Source organism: Oceanobacillus oncorhynchi, from assembly GCF_000821065.1.
Lineage (GTDB): Bacteria > Bacillota > Bacilli > Bacillales > Amphibacillaceae > Oceanobacillus > Oceanobacillus oncorhynchi.
The window spans coordinates 786,988-803,195 of record NZ_CDGG01000001.1 but is presented as its reverse complement, the minus strand read 5'-3'; the positions used below and the strand labels follow the sequence as shown (position 1 = coordinate 803,195).

The 16,208-nt window shown below is 37.4% G+C and carries 16 protein-coding genes; 8 read left to right on the top strand and 8 right to left on the bottom strand.

All coding sequences use genetic code 11. The annotated features are described in order from the left end of the window. Window positions 1-84: 84 nt before the first annotated feature. The 4 genes from BN997_RS03640 to BN997_RS03625 all read right to left on the bottom strand — a co-directional run bounded on the left by BN997_RS03640 (window position 85) and on the right by BN997_RS03625 (window position 3,392). Window positions 85-327: a pepsin/retropepsin-like aspartic protease family protein gene (locus BN997_RS03640; RefSeq protein WP_052484893.1), complete on the bottom strand. Its 243-nt coding sequence runs from the start codon at window positions 325-327 to the stop codon at window positions 85-87. 117 nt (window positions 328-444) lie between these two features. Next, window positions 445-627: a P-loop NTPase family protein gene (locus BN997_RS03635; RefSeq protein ID WP_139089001.1), complete on the bottom strand. Its 183-nt coding sequence runs from the start codon at window positions 625-627 to the stop codon at window positions 445-447. Between the two features lie 277 nt (window positions 628-904). Beyond that, entirely contained in the window at window positions 905-2,419 is a 1,515-nt protein-coding gene (locus BN997_RS03630) for a sodium:solute symporter family protein (RefSeq protein WP_042529747.1), read from the bottom strand. Between the two features lie 103 nt (window positions 2,420-2,522). Then, the gene (locus BN997_RS03625) at window positions 2,523-3,392 is read right to left on the bottom strand and encodes an N-acetylneuraminate lyase (RefSeq protein ID WP_042529745.1); all 870 of its coding nucleotides are present in this window, start codon (window positions 3,390-3,392) and stop codon (window positions 2,523-2,525) included. 282 nt (window positions 3,393-3,674) lie between these two features. Between BN997_RS03625 and BN997_RS03620 the strand changes: the two genes are divergently transcribed. Genes BN997_RS03620 through BN997_RS03605 form a run of 4 tightly spaced genes read left to right on the top strand, consistent with a single transcriptional unit; the run spans window position 3,675 to window position 6,605 of the window. Then, window positions 3,675-4,382: a FadR/GntR family transcriptional regulator gene (locus BN997_RS03620; protein ID WP_042529743.1), complete on the top strand. Its 708-nt coding sequence runs from the start codon at window positions 3,675-3,677 to the stop codon at window positions 4,380-4,382. Beyond that, window positions 4,369-5,046: a FadR/GntR family transcriptional regulator gene (locus BN997_RS03615; RefSeq protein ID WP_042529741.1), complete on the top strand. Its 678-nt coding sequence runs from the start codon at window positions 4,369-4,371 to the stop codon at window positions 5,044-5,046. Before BN997_RS03620 ends, BN997_RS03615 begins: the two co-directional genes overlap by 14 nt. Window positions 5,047-5,056: 10 nt before the next feature. Continuing rightward, complete coding sequence (locus tag BN997_RS03610) at window positions 5,057-5,929, top strand: ROK family protein (RefSeq protein WP_052484892.1); 873 nt, start codon at window positions 5,057-5,059, stop codon at window positions 5,927-5,929. A 4-nt stretch (window positions 5,930-5,933) separates the two neighbouring features. Continuing rightward, window positions 5,934-6,605: an N-acetylmannosamine-6-phosphate 2-epimerase gene (locus BN997_RS03605; protein ID WP_042529739.1), complete on the top strand. Its 672-nt coding sequence runs from the start codon at window positions 5,934-5,936 to the stop codon at window positions 6,603-6,605. Between the two features lie 112 nt (window positions 6,606-6,717). Here BN997_RS03605 and BN997_RS22090 read toward each other — a convergent pair whose 3' ends face one another. Then, window positions 6,718-7,491, bottom strand: a complete 774-nt coding sequence (locus BN997_RS22090) for an excalibur calcium-binding domain-containing protein (protein WP_052484891.1) — start codon at window positions 7,489-7,491, stop codon at window positions 6,718-6,720. A 446-nt stretch (window positions 7,492-7,937) separates the two neighbouring features. After that, window positions 7,938-8,501 carry an HAD family hydrolase gene (locus BN997_RS03595; protein ID WP_042529737.1) on the bottom strand — a complete coding sequence of 188 codons (564 nt, stop codon included), beginning with the start codon at window positions 8,499-8,501 and terminating at the stop codon, window positions 7,938-7,940. A 221-nt stretch (window positions 8,502-8,722) separates the two neighbouring features. On the opposite strand from BN997_RS03595, the gene BN997_RS23425 reads away from it, so the two are divergent. The 3 genes from BN997_RS23425 to BN997_RS03585 all read left to right on the top strand — a co-directional run bounded on the left by BN997_RS23425 (window position 8,723) and on the right by BN997_RS03585 (window position 11,184). Beyond that, the gene (locus tag BN997_RS23425; RefSeq protein ID WP_244882329.1) at window positions 8,723-9,109 is read left to right on the top strand and encodes a GntR family transcriptional regulator; all 387 of its coding nucleotides are present in this window, start codon (window positions 8,723-8,725) and stop codon (window positions 9,107-9,109) included. Between the two features lie 20 nt (window positions 9,110-9,129). Beyond that, window positions 9,130-9,444, top strand: coding sequence for a UTRA domain-containing protein (locus tag BN997_RS23420; protein WP_244882328.1), 315 nt, complete (start codon window positions 9,130-9,132; stop codon window positions 9,442-9,444). A 279-nt stretch (window positions 9,445-9,723) separates the two neighbouring features. Then, window positions 9,724-11,184 carry an APC family permease gene (locus BN997_RS03585; RefSeq protein ID WP_042535727.1) on the top strand — a complete coding sequence of 487 codons (1,461 nt, stop codon included), beginning with the start codon at window positions 9,724-9,726 and terminating at the stop codon, window positions 11,182-11,184. A 263-nt stretch (window positions 11,185-11,447) separates the two neighbouring features. On the opposite strand, the gene BN997_RS03580 is transcribed toward BN997_RS03585, so the two are convergent. Both BN997_RS03580 and BN997_RS03575 read right to left on the bottom strand, forming a co-directional pair. After that, window positions 11,448-12,746 (bottom strand): S8 family peptidase, encoded by a 1,299-nt coding sequence (locus tag BN997_RS03580; protein ID WP_042529735.1) that lies wholly within the window; start codon window positions 12,744-12,746, stop codon window positions 11,448-11,450. 246 nt (window positions 12,747-12,992) lie between these two features. After that, window positions 12,993-13,850 (bottom strand): non-homologous end joining protein Ku, encoded by an 858-nt coding sequence (locus tag BN997_RS03575; protein ID WP_042529734.1) that lies wholly within the window; start codon window positions 13,848-13,850, stop codon window positions 12,993-12,995. Window positions 13,851-13,940: 90 nt separating this feature from the next. On the opposite strand from BN997_RS03575, the gene BN997_RS03570 reads away from it, so the two are divergent. Continuing rightward, window positions 13,941-15,725, top strand: a complete 1,785-nt coding sequence (locus BN997_RS03570) for a DNA ligase D (RefSeq protein ID WP_042529732.1) — start codon at window positions 13,941-13,943, stop codon at window positions 15,723-15,725. Window positions 15,726-16,208: the final 483 nt, after the last annotated feature.

Here is a 16,208-nt window from a genome sequence, read left to right as displayed (position 1 = left end):
ATTAATCCAGTATCTGAGGTGTAGATTTAGAGGATTAAAAATAGAGGTGGATTCATATAACATTAAATTTTTATAACCAATTTATCAACTACTTGATTTTATACCAGGAGTAAGTTCTAATTTTTTTAAATCAATCACAAAACGATGCTTTTTTAATATGTCCAAACCCAGTAAAGCATTATGGTTGTTCGGCAACATACCGACATCTATTTCAAAATTTTTTATTGTGAAATTACCAATAACAATATGATTCATAGCCTTTGTATAAAAAGGTACTGTACTACCAATCCCATATGCTTCATAAATAGCATCTCCATTTTCATACATAACACCGATTTCTTCTAAAACATAAGTTGACCGTCATAGAATAATTTCATATCCCCTCCCCACTTTCACCATAGGATCTCTCCGTAAATGAATAATAAAATCTCGATTAGAAGTATGCTACAGCATTGTACCTTCTTTAGCATGAAAGAATTCTTTATTAGCATTCTTCTCTGAAACTGATTGAATCAGTTCTACTTCATCAACAATTTTTTTATCTCCTTCTTCATGATAATCCAGTATAGAAACCAATATAAACTGATTAGGAAATAATTCTCTCGCTTCTAGCCATCTCATATTCATATTCACCTTCCTATTATAGTATAAAGAAATACAGTATTTAGCTTAACCACCTTACCTTGTCAAAATATAGAAGATTCCCTCCCCGTTTTAACACAATCTCTAATACGTCCTTATATATTCAGTAAAGAAGGATTCATCATGATTAGTATAATCTTTGCTGCCTTGACAGAGTAATTGAAACATTTTAACTTCCCTATAGCTTCTCTTGATTAAAAGTATGATTTACCCCCACAAAAAAACACCTCTGCCCATCACAGCAACAGAAGTGTCTTTCACATTATTCCGCCTTACTTACCTCATCTGCATAACCTTCACTTTTCGTATAAATTGTTAACCCCTTAATATTCTTTCCTTTATCAGAAAAAACAAAACTCGCCAGATAACCGACAACAAAGGAAACTAAGAAGGAAACCATACTCACAGCAAATGGAGTCATATCCGTTCCTTGGACAAAATAAGCTACAATAGCCGCAGTTCCCAAACCTATAAAAACACCCGGCGTGTTTGCCCGTTTCGTTAAAATGCCTAATGCGAATACAGCTGCGATAGGTACTCCAAATAATCCAGTTATATCTAAAAATAGATTCCATGTTTCTGCTCTATTGGTAGAAACCAAGTATAACGCGGCAGTCATTCCTAATACGCCAGCAATAATAACTACCAACCTTGCAAGTAATACATCATTTCCCTTCTTCTTTTCAAAAAAGCGCTGTTTAAAATCAGTAATCACACAGGCAGAGATACTATTTAAACTGGAAGAAATAGTTGATTGAGCTGCTGCAAATATTGCTGCAATCAATAACCCTGCTACACCAGCTGGAAGCGTTGTTACAATAAAGTAAGGAACAATAGCCGACGTATTTACCTCTTCCGGTAAACCTCCCGAATTAGAGTAGTAACTATACAACATCGTTCCCATCCCATAAAATATCGGAATCGTAATAAGTGCAAGCGCTCCATTTGTCCAAAGTGATTTATTCGTTTCTTTCATAGATTTCGTTGTTTGGTAACGCTGTACAACATCCTGACTCGCTGTATATTGATGCAAGTTATTAAAAATCGAACCTAAGAAGATGATAGGTATCGCAGCTGCAGCAGTTCCAAACTGAAAGTTCCCTGCAGTGATTAACTTATCATTCTCTAAAGCATCCGAAATAATTGTTGAGAATCCGCCATTTATATAGTTTATCCCAACACCAATGACAAGGATAGCTCCTCCAAGCAGGATGATTCCCTGAATAACATCGCTCCAGATGACACCCTCTATTCCACCGAGGAAAGTATAAATAATACATAAGATACCTACGATAGAGGCAATCAACATGGGGTTTATATCTGAAACCGATGTAATGGCAAGCGTAGGCAGATACACAACAATTGCCACACGTCCAATATGAAATAAAATAAATAATAAACTTCCCACAACTCTTAATGACGCCCCAAACCGTACCTCTAAATATTCATAAGCACTGGTAACGTTCAGCTTTCTGAAAAAAGGGATATAAAAATAAATCAGAATTGGAATAATTGCAAAAATAGCAATATTCCCTGCTGCATAAGACCAATCTGTCAAAAATGCCTGCTCAGGTGTAGACATATACGTGATCGCACTTAATGTCGTAGCATAAATACTAAATCCTGCTGCCCACGCCGGGATTTTCCCGCCAGCAGTAAAAAATTCGTCTGTATTTTTACCAGCCTTCTTTGTAAAATAAAGACCCACTCCCAGCATTGCAATCAAGTATACAATAATGACCAACCAGTTAGCCGTTCCCAGCCCTATTTTATCCATCTTATTTCACTCCTCGAATTATAAGATTTTTTACACACCTTCTGATAAAGCGTTTTCTTATTTAAGCGCAAAAGCCATTAAAAATGACTTTTGCACGCATATATTACAATTGGAATTGCTCTACTAATTTAACTACTTCTTCCTGCTTTGATTCATCAAAAGCTTTCATTGGCTGCTTGGTTGTCCCTGCGTCGATTCCTTTTACTTTTAAAATTTCTTTCAATGTCTGATAGATTCCCAGTTCAAGCACTTTTTCAATTAAATCATTGGTAACATGCTGAATTTCATAAGCTTCGGAAACCTTATCCTGCTGGCAAAGTTCAAATATCTGTTTTGCCCGCTGACCGTTTACATTGTATGTGCTGCCGATGGCTCCATCCACCCCGGAAATAGCACCGTAAATCAACATTTCATCAAAACCGGAATAAATCAGTTTATCAGGAAACTTATTTCGCAGTCTTTCTAACAGGAATAAATTGCTATCTGTAAATTTAACACCAATTACTTTTTCATTCTCAAACAGTTCTTCAAATTGAGCCGTTGAAATAGCCACACCGGTTAAGGCTGGAATAGCATAAATAATCATATTATTATTCGTTTTTTCAATGATGGTTTCATAGTAGGTCTTGATTTCTTCAAAACCAAATGGATAATAAAACGGTGTCACTGCAGAAAGACTGTCATAGCCTAACTCTGTAGCATATTGTCCTAACTCTACCGCTTCATCTAAATTAATCGAACCAACCTGCGCAATTAATTTCACATCTGACTTTGCTTCTTCTTTCACTGTTTTAAAGATAAATTTCTTTTGTTCCAGCGACAACATGAAATTTTCTCCAGAGCTTCCATTAACATATAATCCATCGACTTTTTGCACATCTATATTCTGCCTTACAATTTCTCGTAAACCTTTTTCCTTCACCTTTCCTTCTTCATCAAAAGGAACCAATAATGCTGAGAAAATACCCTTCATAATAAAAAACCTCCAAAGTAGTTGAAATAAATAAGTCTTTAAATATATAATATGGTCAGACCAATTTTCGATATGTTCATCATAGAAGGTGTCACCTTAATTGTCAAGATAATTTTTAGTAAATTTCGATTCCTGTATGCGTTTTATTTCTTTGAACCTTGAGAACACGTTGGCAGGAATGATAATTCTTTTAGATGCAAAAAATTATTATTATCTTCTTTTTTGCCTTCTGCTTATGCTGCTTCCTTATGTGTTATGATTATTCTATTAGGAGTGGTGTAGATGGCAATTCAAAAAACATCATTAGTAGAAATAGCAATGGATAGGATTAAAACATATATTCTTGAAAATAAATTAAAAGAAAATGATAAACTGCCTACGGAAAAAGAACTTATTGCCAAGCTGCAGGTAAGCAGAACGGTAGTAAGAGAGGCGTTAAGATCTTTAGAATCTATTGGTATCTTAAAAATCAAACCCGGCGGCGGAGTTTTTGTAGGGGACTCTGATTTCCGTTCAATTAAATCCATTCTCAAACATCATTATGAAGCTCATGGCGTAAAGATTAGAGAGCTGGTTGAAATCAGAAAAATTCTGGAGCTGGGTGCTTTAAGGCTGATTATCGAAAAAAATTTAGATGTAGATTTCGATTACCTGGAAAGCTTGAATCAAGAGTACTACCAAGCAATTACCCATAATTGGGACACCAAAAAATATGATCAGCTGTTCCACCAGCATATTATCCAAGAAGCAGATAATGAAACGTTTTATAATTTCACCGAGGTGATTCAAGAGTATTTCTCGCTTGTAAAAATTGATTTAATGCAAAGCAAAAAAGACTTGTTAGCATCTTACAAGGAGCATAGCGAAATACTGGCAGGTCTCAAAAACAAAAATTTAGAATACAGTCATAAAATCATGTCTGTACATTTTGAACCTATCTTTGACTATATTTATGAAATGGAAGGGTTAAAAGAAGATGGAACCAATTAATGCATCGGAAAGAAAATCTTTAAAACAAACAATTATTCAAGAAATAAAACAATACATTATCGATAATAATTTAAAAGCAGGCGACAGGCTCCCCGCAGAAAGAAAATTTATGGAAATATTCGGGGTGAGCCGTTCTGTGATCAGAGAAGCATTAAGTTATCTGGAAAATACAGGTGTAACCAGAGTCCGCCAAGGGCAAGGTGCTATTTTAAATGAATCGAATATTGACAAATTACTTGATAGCTTCTTTTTTCTATGGCAGGTGAACGGCGGCGACTTAAAAGACATTCAAAGCCTGCGTGTCATATTTGAATCCAGCGCAATGGAAGAGATTATTAAAATTGAAAATAACAATAATCTTCTCAAACTGAAAGAGTCAGTTATAAATAATAGAGAAGCCGTGACAAGAGAAGCGTTTATAGAAGCGGATATGAACTTCCATAAACAGCTGTTAGAAGCCACGAATAATGTGTTGTTTATACAGATGACCAATATGATAACCAGCTACTTTTTTGAATCTGCATCACGTATCGATATAACACATCAAGAATTTCAAAAAATAAATGATGAACACGAAAAAATGGTAGATATGCTAATTAACAAGGATGTGGAAGGAGCAAAAAGTCTATTGACGGCTCACATAAATAATACGAAGAAAGTTTAGGTGGTGGAAGGTGAATTATGTATCGATAGATATTGGTGGAACGTTCATAAAATATGGCGTGATGGATACGAACCACGTCTTTCAATTCCAAAGCAAAGTGGAGACAAAAGTAAATATAGACGATGCCATCTATCACCAAGTAGAAGCCATTATTACGGAACAAAAGCACGCATACACGATTTCAGGAGTCGGCATCAGCACAGCTGGAATCGTTGATAGAAATAAAGGTGAAATCGTTTATGCCGGCCCAACGATTCCCAACTACGCAGGAACGGCTTTTAAAAAAAGACTGACGGAAAGATTGAATGTACCTGTATATGTTGAAAATGATGTGAACGCAGCCATGCTGGGCGAAGTTTGGAAAGGCGCTGCCAAAGGAGCAGACAACGTATATTGCTTAACGCTCGGTACCGGCATCGGAGGCGCTCATTACGATAATCATCGATTGATTGATGGAGCTAATTTAAAAGCCGACTCCATTGGCTACCTTTTATATGATCCCGAGACCAAATTGAATTACGAGCAAAGAGCCTCCACTTCAGCACTGAATAATGTGCTAAAAAGTGAACTTGGAAATGCATTTCATGCTGAAAAAGCGTTTGAACTGGCGCGCTCCGGTGACATGAAATGCTACGATGTGATTTACAAATGGACCGCAGAAGTAGCAAAAGGTTTAGCCCAAATCATTCTAATGAAAGACCCTGCGATAATACTAATTGGCGGAGGAATCTCCAGACAAGGGGACTATCTGCTGAATCTCATTAAAAATCAGCTAACTATTTTCCTGCCAGCTCATTTTTTAAATACCGAATTGAAAATAGCGCAACTCTATAACGATGCTGCTTTATACGGAGCAGTCTTCCCATTCTTTAAGGAGGATTGATAACATGCTAGAAAAAGTGGAAAAGTCTTTAATCGTTTCCTGTCAGGCATTACCTGATGAACCGCTGCACAGTTCTTTTATTATGTCTAAAATGGCGTTAGCAGCAAAAGAAGGCGGTGCTGCCGGCATCCGCGCTAACACAAAGGAAGATATTTTGGAAATAAAAAAAGAAGTGGGCCTGCCAATCGTAGGTATTGTTAAGAGAGATTATCCTGACAGCCCTGTCTTTATTACGGCCACCTATAAAGAAATAGATGAACTTTTAGAAAGCGGCTGTGAAATGATCGCTCTTGATGCAACTGCAAGGAAACGGCCAAATAAGATAGAGCTTAGCGAATTAGTAGATTATATACGCAGTCAGAACAGCACTGTGGAAATCATGGCGGATATCGCTACATTAGAGGACGCAAAAATAGCTGAGCGTTTAGGATTTGACTGTATTTCCACCACCCTTCACGGGTATACAGAAGAAACAGCCGGAGAAAAACTCTATCATCATGATTTTCAATTTTTAAAGGACGTATTGGAAGCAGTTCAACTCCCTGTTATTGCAGAAGGAAATGTCATCACTCCAGAGATGTTTAAGCGTTGTCTGGATTTAGGTGCTTATGCGAGTGTTGTCGGCGGAGCAATCACCAGACCGAAAGAGATTACGAAGCGATTTTTGGAAGTTTAACTATTTCTGCTTAATGAAAAACAGCTATGGAGGTGGTACCGACCCTCCACAGCTGTTTTTCATTTTCTTCTATTATTAAATTTTTTCTTAAAGAGATGTATCAGTGGATGACTTACTCACATCCAACCCCGTCTTCATCCCGATCTAGATGAGGGCCATATCCAGGATCACCTTCACGCACTGGTGCTGCACCAGCTTCTCTTGCTGCCGTACAGTTCTGATATTGCACATTGGAACTAGAGGATGATTCACTCGAACCCGAACTAGAATCAGATTCTGAGCTGGAGCTAGAGCCAGATCCGGATTCAGAGCTTGAAGAACTGCCGCTGGAGCTTGCAGTAGCCGAACTGGATTCTGCACTTGTCACCTGAGACTCCAAGTCGCTAATGTCGCCCTTTAAGGATTCATTTTCTTCAGATAGTGCATCAACTTCATCATTTAGAGAGTTAATTTGCTCATTTTCCTCTTCCAAGGATGCTACCAGCTCTTCATACTCCTCTATGTCGCCAGATGCTTCCTCTGCCTCTGCAGTTAAATCAGCTATTGCATCCTCATGCTTGCTTTCCAGTTCTGCAATCTCAGATGTATGCTGCTCTTCCAGCTCCGTAAGTGCTTGTTCATGATCTGCATGGATGCTTTCTAATTCACTGTTGAGTTCTGTGTTTTCTTCTGTTAACTCTGTCACCTTTACTGCATTTTCATCTGATTGTTCTAAGCCCATTCCAAAAGCACTCAAAACAAATCCACTTATTACAGTACTGTAGAACACTCGTTTATTTAACACTTTTTCCCGCTTGAAAATTTTCTTCTGAACAAGATGGACAATGATGTAAATAAATGCAAAAAATAATACTAAACCTCCTAGAGACTGTAACGCATAAACCACTATTCTTTTCTCCCCTTTTAATTACTGCAGCTCAAAATAACTGAAGTTGCAGCTTTGTCTATTTTTTGCATCTATATCCTATTTACCTGCTTGAATGATTGCTTATCTTATTATGTAATAATGTATAAAGTTCGTTATTTATGTTTTTGTTTATAAAGTATTCGGCGTCTGCAACAGGATATAAAGACACAATACTATAATCATAGTTAATTATACCTTAAATAACAAGGGAAAATGAAGTATTATTTGCTAGTTTTGATAAAAATTGAATAATTATCTTTATAATTGTTGAAATTTTAATTTTTACAGCTTTATATTATTTTTAATAAATAATTATAATACTAAAAAAGTGAGACAGATTTTACTCTGCTCACCTTTTATATTCCCTGTCGTATCACTGTCAACGGAAAGTTCTGTCCTGATATTCTGCGTAAAATAAATAGTATTTACTCCATTCTCTCCTCCCCGCCGCACCCAACAATCAACTCAACCGCTCTCGGCACCTGCTTCACATCCCAAACAGGCACAATCCACGGAGGTGTAATAACCTTCTCATCAAAATCCTTTCTTACAGAAACCTCCGGATTTTGCAGCCAAATTGAATGCATCCCAACTTTATTAGCTCCAATAATATCCGTGTCCCATGTATTACCTATCATAATCGCTTCATGAGGCTTGATGTTCAGTGCATCCAATACGTTGTGATATACGATGCCATCCGGTTTTTCTGGAATAGCTGGATCCAGCTCTGATTTCGTCGCAAAGACATATTCAAATCTATCTAAAATATGTAATCTTTTTAATAGATTTCGAACAACGTCGCTGTCACTGGTTGCTGTATTGCTGAGAATCGCATGCTTTAAACCCATATGACTTATGGATTCCAACACTTCCAGTACATGTTCCCTTAATTCTATTTCCGGATATTCCGTAAGCGGTTTTTCATCCATTCTTCCGTTTGGCGGGGTCGTTAATGTTTCTCCCAAATCCCATATGATGTGAGTTACCATCCATTTCATCCTCTCATTTTTATTCACGTTTCATCCTTCTATTAATTCATGTACAGTATATCGTGAAAATAGCATCTTTCCTAATCATTAGAAGAAGATGCTTTCAAATAAAGTTCTCCAAACTCCCCTTCGAAATCACCCGCCCTCCATCAAAACATGCTATGATTAGCTAAACAATCAACAGCAAAGGCTTTTATGACAAAACCAATGGAGGGACAACAATGAGCTTAGACTATACCAATTCCATTCCGCTTCATGTCCAATTAAAGCAAAAAATAGAGCAGAACGTATATAATGGCCGTTATGCAGATAAAATCCCCAGCGAAAGAGAATTAATGGATGAATATTACGTCAACAGAAGTACTGTCAGACAAAGCATCCAGCAGCTTGTCCTGGAAGGCATCTTAGTGAAAAAGCCGGGAAAAGGAACCTTCATTGCGGTAAGTACCATTAATGACTGGCTTGGAAGTCTCAGCAGCACCTCTGAAAATATGGAGAAGATGGGAATGACTCCAGGAGCAAAACTGATTACATTGCAAGAAATTGAATTATACGGAAGGTTAAAAAAGTTACCAAGCTGGAAAAGGCCCACCATTTTAAAAGAATAAGATTCGCTAATGATATTCATATGGGAATCGAAAGGCACTATTCCCCCGTTGCCTTAGGAAAGAAATTAGCACAATTCAACTTGGATCAGGAGACATTCTATGAGCTGCTGGAAAGGGAGTTAAAAGTCAAAACCTTTCAAGCAGAGCAGGAAATCAGAGCGGGAGTTTCCACAGCAAGTGGTTCAGGATTGTTGCACATTCCGGAGGGATCAAGCATCATGATTGCAGAAAGAAAAATCACTGATAAAAACGGCGGTTTTGTCGAATTTGAGAGAGCTTTTTATCGGGCAGATATGTATTCCTTCAAAATAAAATTGTCGAGAAATAGCAAATAATGACATAATCCTCTCCTTCGTGTTAACTGGTACGGACATTCTAACCATCTTGAGAAGACGATGTTATATCGTATAAAATATGGGTATACCTATGTATATTAGCAAAATTGGCATTCACCAATCTGTTGGCTGAATGCCTTCGTTGTCTTTATACGGATAGCAGGGTTTTATACGGTTTAATCTGTCAAAAACAGACAATTTTTTTCAAAATAACACCGTCTATCATTCAGAAAAAATTCATACCATTCCATATTCGAAGGAGATTAACTTATGAGAGAAGTGAAAAAGAGAGAGACACTGACCAAAACACTCAAGCCGCATTGGGTCTGGGCGATTGCGTTAGGATCAGCCATTGGCTGGGGAGCCTTTGTGCAGCCAATCAATTGGATGTCCACCGCCGGACCGCTCGGAGTAATAATCGGCTTCTTTATCGGTGCCTTGCTCATGATTCTGATTGCCGTCAGCTATGGGTTTCTGATAAAAAGCTTTCCCGTTTCCGGAGGAGAATTCGCTTATGCCTATGTCAGTCTCGGCAGGACGCATGCTTTTATTTCCGGATGGTTTTTAACCTTAGGGTATATCTGCATCGTGGCACTGAATGCATCTGCATTTGCGCTGATGATTAAATTTATCTTTCCAAGATTGATTGAAAATATCCCGCTTTATCAGATTGCCGGCTGGGATGTCTATTTGACCGAAATTTTAGTAGCAGCCATTTTACTCGCTTTATTTGGATTTTTTAATATTAGAGGAACGACCCTGTCAGGAAGTATGCAATTCGTTTTTTGTATCGTTATGATTGCAGCTATTTTTATTCTGCTGCTTCTCGTCGGCATCCAGCCAAGTGCAGGTTTTTCTAATATTACACCAATGTTCCCGCCAGAAACAACAGCAATTGCTGCGATTATTTCCATTGTTGCCATTGCTCCATGGGCTTATGTCGGCTTTGACAATGTTCCGCAAGCTGCAGAGGAATTTGATTTCCCATCCCATAAAGCATTTCGTTTAATCGTCTTTGCTATTTTAGCTGCAGCTACATTATACAGTTTAATGATTATAGCAACCTCCATGATTCGCCCATGGGAAGGCGTTGTAGAAGAAAATCATATCTGGGGAACCGGTTATATTGTTGAAGAGCTGCTCGGACCTTTAGGGTTAGCCATCCTTGCAGTCGCATTGACAATGGGAATTTTTACTGGGTTGAACGGCTTTATCATCTCATCCAGCCGTCTATTGTTCGCCATGTCCCGGGCAAAGATTATTCCGGAAGGCTTCTCCAAGCTTCATCCGAAATATAAAACGCCATACTGGGGCATCATTTTCGCAGTAATTGTTGCGATGCTGTCACCATGGTTCGGAAGAGAAGCATTGATGTGGGTGGTAGACATGTCCTCCATCGGTGTAACCATTGCTTATTTATATACATGCTATGCAGCTTCTACCTTATTTAAAATGAAAAAGGATCACACCTTTAACGAGAAAAAACATATTGAAGCGCCCCGGAAGAAAATTATCGCTATTCTTGGGATGATTTCCAGCATTATCTTCCTGGGATTGCTGCTTATTCCAGGCTCTCCTGCATTCTTAGGAGTAGAGTCCAGAATTGCTTTAGCTGCGTGGATTATTTTGGGAATTATCTTTTACCTGATCAAGCGCAAAGATCTCAAGAAGATTCCGGAGAAAGAATTGAGTTATTATATTCTCGGGAAGGAAGAGATTGAGATTGAGAAGGATGAGTAAATAGATAGGAACGGAAAAAGGATTTTCAAATGGAAGGTTTGAAAATCCTTTTTCCGTTCTTGTGTGATGAATTAAATTATTCACTTCTATTTTATAGTAAGAAGAATGGAGCAACACCAATATTATCGATTGGTATTGGTGACAGATGCATACCCCGGCATATACCTAGAGCCGAATCATGAAATACGGCATCTTCCGCAGCATAAAATACCTTGTTTTTTATATCAGCTTTTCTCCCAGTCCTATTGCTTAACCTGACTTTCCTACAAAGCTTCAGATGGAGCTGAGAGCTGGTAATTCTTCGCCATACGAGCAGCACTTTCTGCTTCAATATATCCCCATACGTCATCAAGCGTTGGATGAGAGGTTGCTTTTAAGATACTCTTAATATCATTCGGACTAAGATTCGGATTAGCTTCCAGCATAAGAGCAATAATCCCTGCACAAATTGGTGTTGCCATGGAGGTACCTGACAATTGAATATAACTTTCATCGATAACCATCTCTGGCAGTTCCGATTCAATTGCCGATCCTGAAGCCAGCAAAGAAATAATGTTGGTGCCTGGGGCGTAAACATCCGGTTTAACGAGCGTATCAATCGTAGGGCCTCTGCTAGAATACTCTGCGATAACGTCATCCGCACGCTCTAACGTGTTCTGATCATCTGTCGAACCTACTGTAATAATAAATGGGTCGATTGCTGGTGTACTGATAGTTGCTGCACTAGGTCCGCTATTTCCAGCAGCAGCAACGACAACTATTCCTTCATGCCATGCAGCTTGAGCAGCTAGCGATAAAGGATCGTCCCGGAATGATTCATACGCCGGAGCCCCAAGCGAAAGCGAGATAATCTGAATATGATGCGCTTCTTTATGGTCGATACACCATTCCAAGCCTTCAATTATGGTGGATAACCTCCCGCTTCCTTGTTCATCCAGAACCTTTATTCCAATGATAGAAGCTTCTGGTGCAGGGCCTGTATACTTTCCATTGGAGGCACTTCCATTTCCTGCAGCATCCCCTGCGCAATGTGTCCCATGTCCATTATCATCATACGGATCATTTTCCCCATTTATAAAATCTTGAAAAGCTACAATCCGATTCGCAGGGGTCGTCAAGTCTTCATGCGGATAAATACCTGTATCAATTATTGCCATCGTAACGCCTTTTCCAGTTAATCCAAGCTGTTCTCTTACTTTTGCAGCGCCTGTTTGCTCACTGGCAATATCCAAAAAGGAGGTTACAATCCGATCGTAAAAAATACGATCTACTGCTTCATGGTCTTTAATTTGTTTAATTCTATCCGGTGTTAGATGTCCTTTTATAGCATTTATACTGTGGAGTTCTCTGCCTAGTTTATTATGGGAGTCAACGTTGCATACTTTTAAGAGGTCGTCTTTTTTTCCTTGCTCACAATTCTTTCTTAAATAAACGATAATGGGGATTTCATTGTTGTTGGTTTCTTGATTAGTTACTTTCCGAGAATTTCGTAATTGTTCCACTAAGCCAGGGTCAAGTTTATGTCCGGCATCTTCGAACCATACTTTTTTCCGTTTGCTCATCTTACTCCTCCTCGTAAAATATTTATTTTGCATACATAGATTACCACTAAAGAATATAGAAAACAATCGGACAGGTTTACTATTTTTAGAAGATTTTAAATAAATATACAGTAGTTTTATTGTAAACTACCATTTAAATTTGTTAAAGCAAAACGGATTTATTGCCTAACATCGACTGTATATCATCTTCTTCTAAAATAACAGGATAACAAATACCAGCCCCCGATATTAAGGACTGGTATCCTTTTATGAAGTAGCCTTTTTTGTCTTTGCATCCCTTTTGGTAGTAGTCGTTTTCTTTTTCGGCTTCGTTGTTTTAGGCTTATCACTTTTAGCACGATCCAACGATTCCTGCAACGCATCCATTAAATTAACCACATTATCCGGCTTTTCTTTGGTGTCTTTACCAATTTCAACTTCTTCATTGTTTTTCTTGGCTTCGATTAATTCCATGAGTGCTGTTCGATAATTATCTTTATATTTTTTTGGTTCAAACTCAGTGGTCAATTGTTCTATAAGAAGCTTGGCAGTATCCAGCTCTTTTTTACCAACTGATTCTTGACTAGGAACATTGGGTACATCTCCAACTTCCCGAACCTCATCCGGGTAATGTATTGTTTCAACTACTATCGCAGTTTTATACACTCTGATTACAGCAAGCTGTTCTTTAGAGCGTATCATCATTTTTGCAATTCCAATCTTACCAGTATCTGTTAGCGCTTCTCTCAGCAATGCATATGCTTTTGAGCCGCCCTCACTAGGTGATAGGTAATAGCTCTTCTCAAAATAAACAGGATCAATTTCTTCCAATTGAACAAAATCAACAATCTCTACAGCTTTGTCTTCTTGCTCTTTCTTTAGTGCTTCTAATTCTTCGTCATCCAATATAACAAATTTATTTTTTGCGTATTCATACGCTTTTACAATATCCTCACTTTTTACATCTTTATCGCAATTTGGACAAGTCTTTTCATATTTAATAGGCATCTTACATTTCTTATGCAACTGCCGCAGTTTTATATCCTTATTTTCAGTAGCGGCATGCATTTTGACAGGGATATTGACCAAACCAAAACTGATTGTTCCTTTCCACATCGTATGCATTCCGTTCACTCCTTTTTGATTTATTTTGCTGATTTGTATGTTTTTTATACAAAGATATGAGGCATCCTATTTAAAAAGAGGTGATTATATATGGACTGGATGAAACCAATAGAAAGAACAGATATACCAGAGGGGGATGAATGGTTGTATGAGGTTAAATATGATGGGTTTCGCTGTGAACTAAGCTGGACTGATAAAAATATTATTTTAACTAGTAAGAATAACCTGGATATCTCTAATAAGTTTCCTGAAATTATTAACTGGTGCAATGATAATTACGATTACTTTAATAGCAAATTACCACTAAAAATAGATGGCGAACTTGTCATATTAAATCATCGCTACCAAGCTAATTTTGCAAAAATCCAAGCACGTGGCAGGACGAAAAGCATTGACCGTATTAAAAAACAAGCAAGTAATAGACCTGCAGCATTGATGGCATTTGACATCAAGGAAATAAGAGGCAAGAAACTTACCAACAATAATTTATCTTTACGGAAAGAAATTCTTCATCAATTATTAGAGCCGGTTTCCGATAACGAAGTTTTAAACTGTGTAGAAATATTTTCTTCTATGAAAGAAATCCAGAAAGTCATTTCAGCATCAAAGTGCGAAGGTATTGTTGCAAAACGAAAAGACAGCACTTATCAAAAAGGTAAAAACCACCATGATTGGTTTAAGATTAAAAATTGGAGAGTGGTTCAAGGCATTTTAACAGAGTATAACCCAAGTAATGGTTATTTTGCTGTGAACGTATTAGATAACGATAATTTAATACGTATCGGTACATGTAAACATGGCTTATCTAAAGAATCGTCTGAAACAGTACAAAAACTTTTTAAAGAGCAGGGGAAATTAGTCGAGGGGAGTTATCATCTACCTCCTGCAATAGCCAGCATGATCAATACACTGGATTTATATAAGGGAGAGTTGAGAGAACCTAATTTTAAGAGTATTAACCCCAACACTTCATATACTGAATGCACATTGGATAAATTACAGTTAGACATGGCTCAAATTCCAATCGAGACTTCTAACACGGATAAATACTTATGGCCAGATGTTTTTAAAAAGAAAGACCTCTTAGTTTATATCAGAGAAATATCACCTTGGATGCTTCCATTTTTAAAACAACGCGCTTTAACAATTATTCGCTGTCCCGATGGGATAAAAGAAAAATCGTTCTTTCAAAAAAGTATACCGAATTATGCACCGGACTTTTTATCATTTGATGCTGCTGATGATTTAATTGTGTGCAATCAGTTAGAAAGTTTAGTTTGGTTAGCGAACCATGGTTCCATCGAATACCATGTTCCTTTTCAACGAATTGGACAAGTAACACCCTTAGAAATTGTATTTGACCTTGACCCGCCTGATAAAGAACATTTTGTTTTAGCGGTAAAAGCAGCCAAGCTATTAAAGCAGATATTAGATGATTTAAATCTTGTATCTTTCGTGAAAACATCTGGAAACAAAGGGCTACAAATATATATTCCTATTCGAGAGGGGAGCATGACATACGACGAGACAGTTTTTTTTACCGAGACGGTAGCAAAAACATTAGAAAGAGCATTTCCAAACGATTTTACGACAGAACGATTAAAGAAAAAAAGAAAAGGACGTTTGTACATCGACTATATTCAACACGGTCAAGATAAAACATTGATTGCTCCTTATTCGCCAAGGATGACAAAAGAGGGTACAGTTTCTATGCCTTTATATTGGAATGAAGTCCATAAGGGATTAGAACCAACAGCCTTTACAATTGGAAATGCAGTAGAACGTCTACAAGAGGTCGGATGTCCATTCGCTGGATATTTCGAAACGGGTAGCAAACAAAAGTTAGATAAAGTGTTGAAAATGGTTAAAAATTAAAAGCCTATTTCTGATTCCATTCTAACGCTATTTACATTATCTATTATAAGTAATAATCACAATTGCAGAGTTACGGACATAAAATGGTCCATGGGATATTTGGCAACTCCTTTGATAGATAGTAACTTAAAAATTAGATGCCCGATTTGCATAACGGGCGTCTTTTTTGTTTTCTTATCATATTTATACATTTGAATCCTTAGTAGAAGAATGAAAAACATTACTAGGAGAAATAAAATAGCCTGACACTGTCAAAGAACTGGTGACAGGCTATTGCCTAAATTTATATTTTCCCGAAAAAATCCCTTTTGTATTATTACTGGATAGTTACATCTCATTTTTATAGTATTTTATTTCATTTCTTTTTTGAGAAAGAATAAATTTTCATATCTCTTAATACTCAGAGCATAAGGCACCACATCGTTTGTTTTCTTTTACCTTTCTTTCTAATACTTAAAACTCACTCCACGTTGCTGCTGTAAA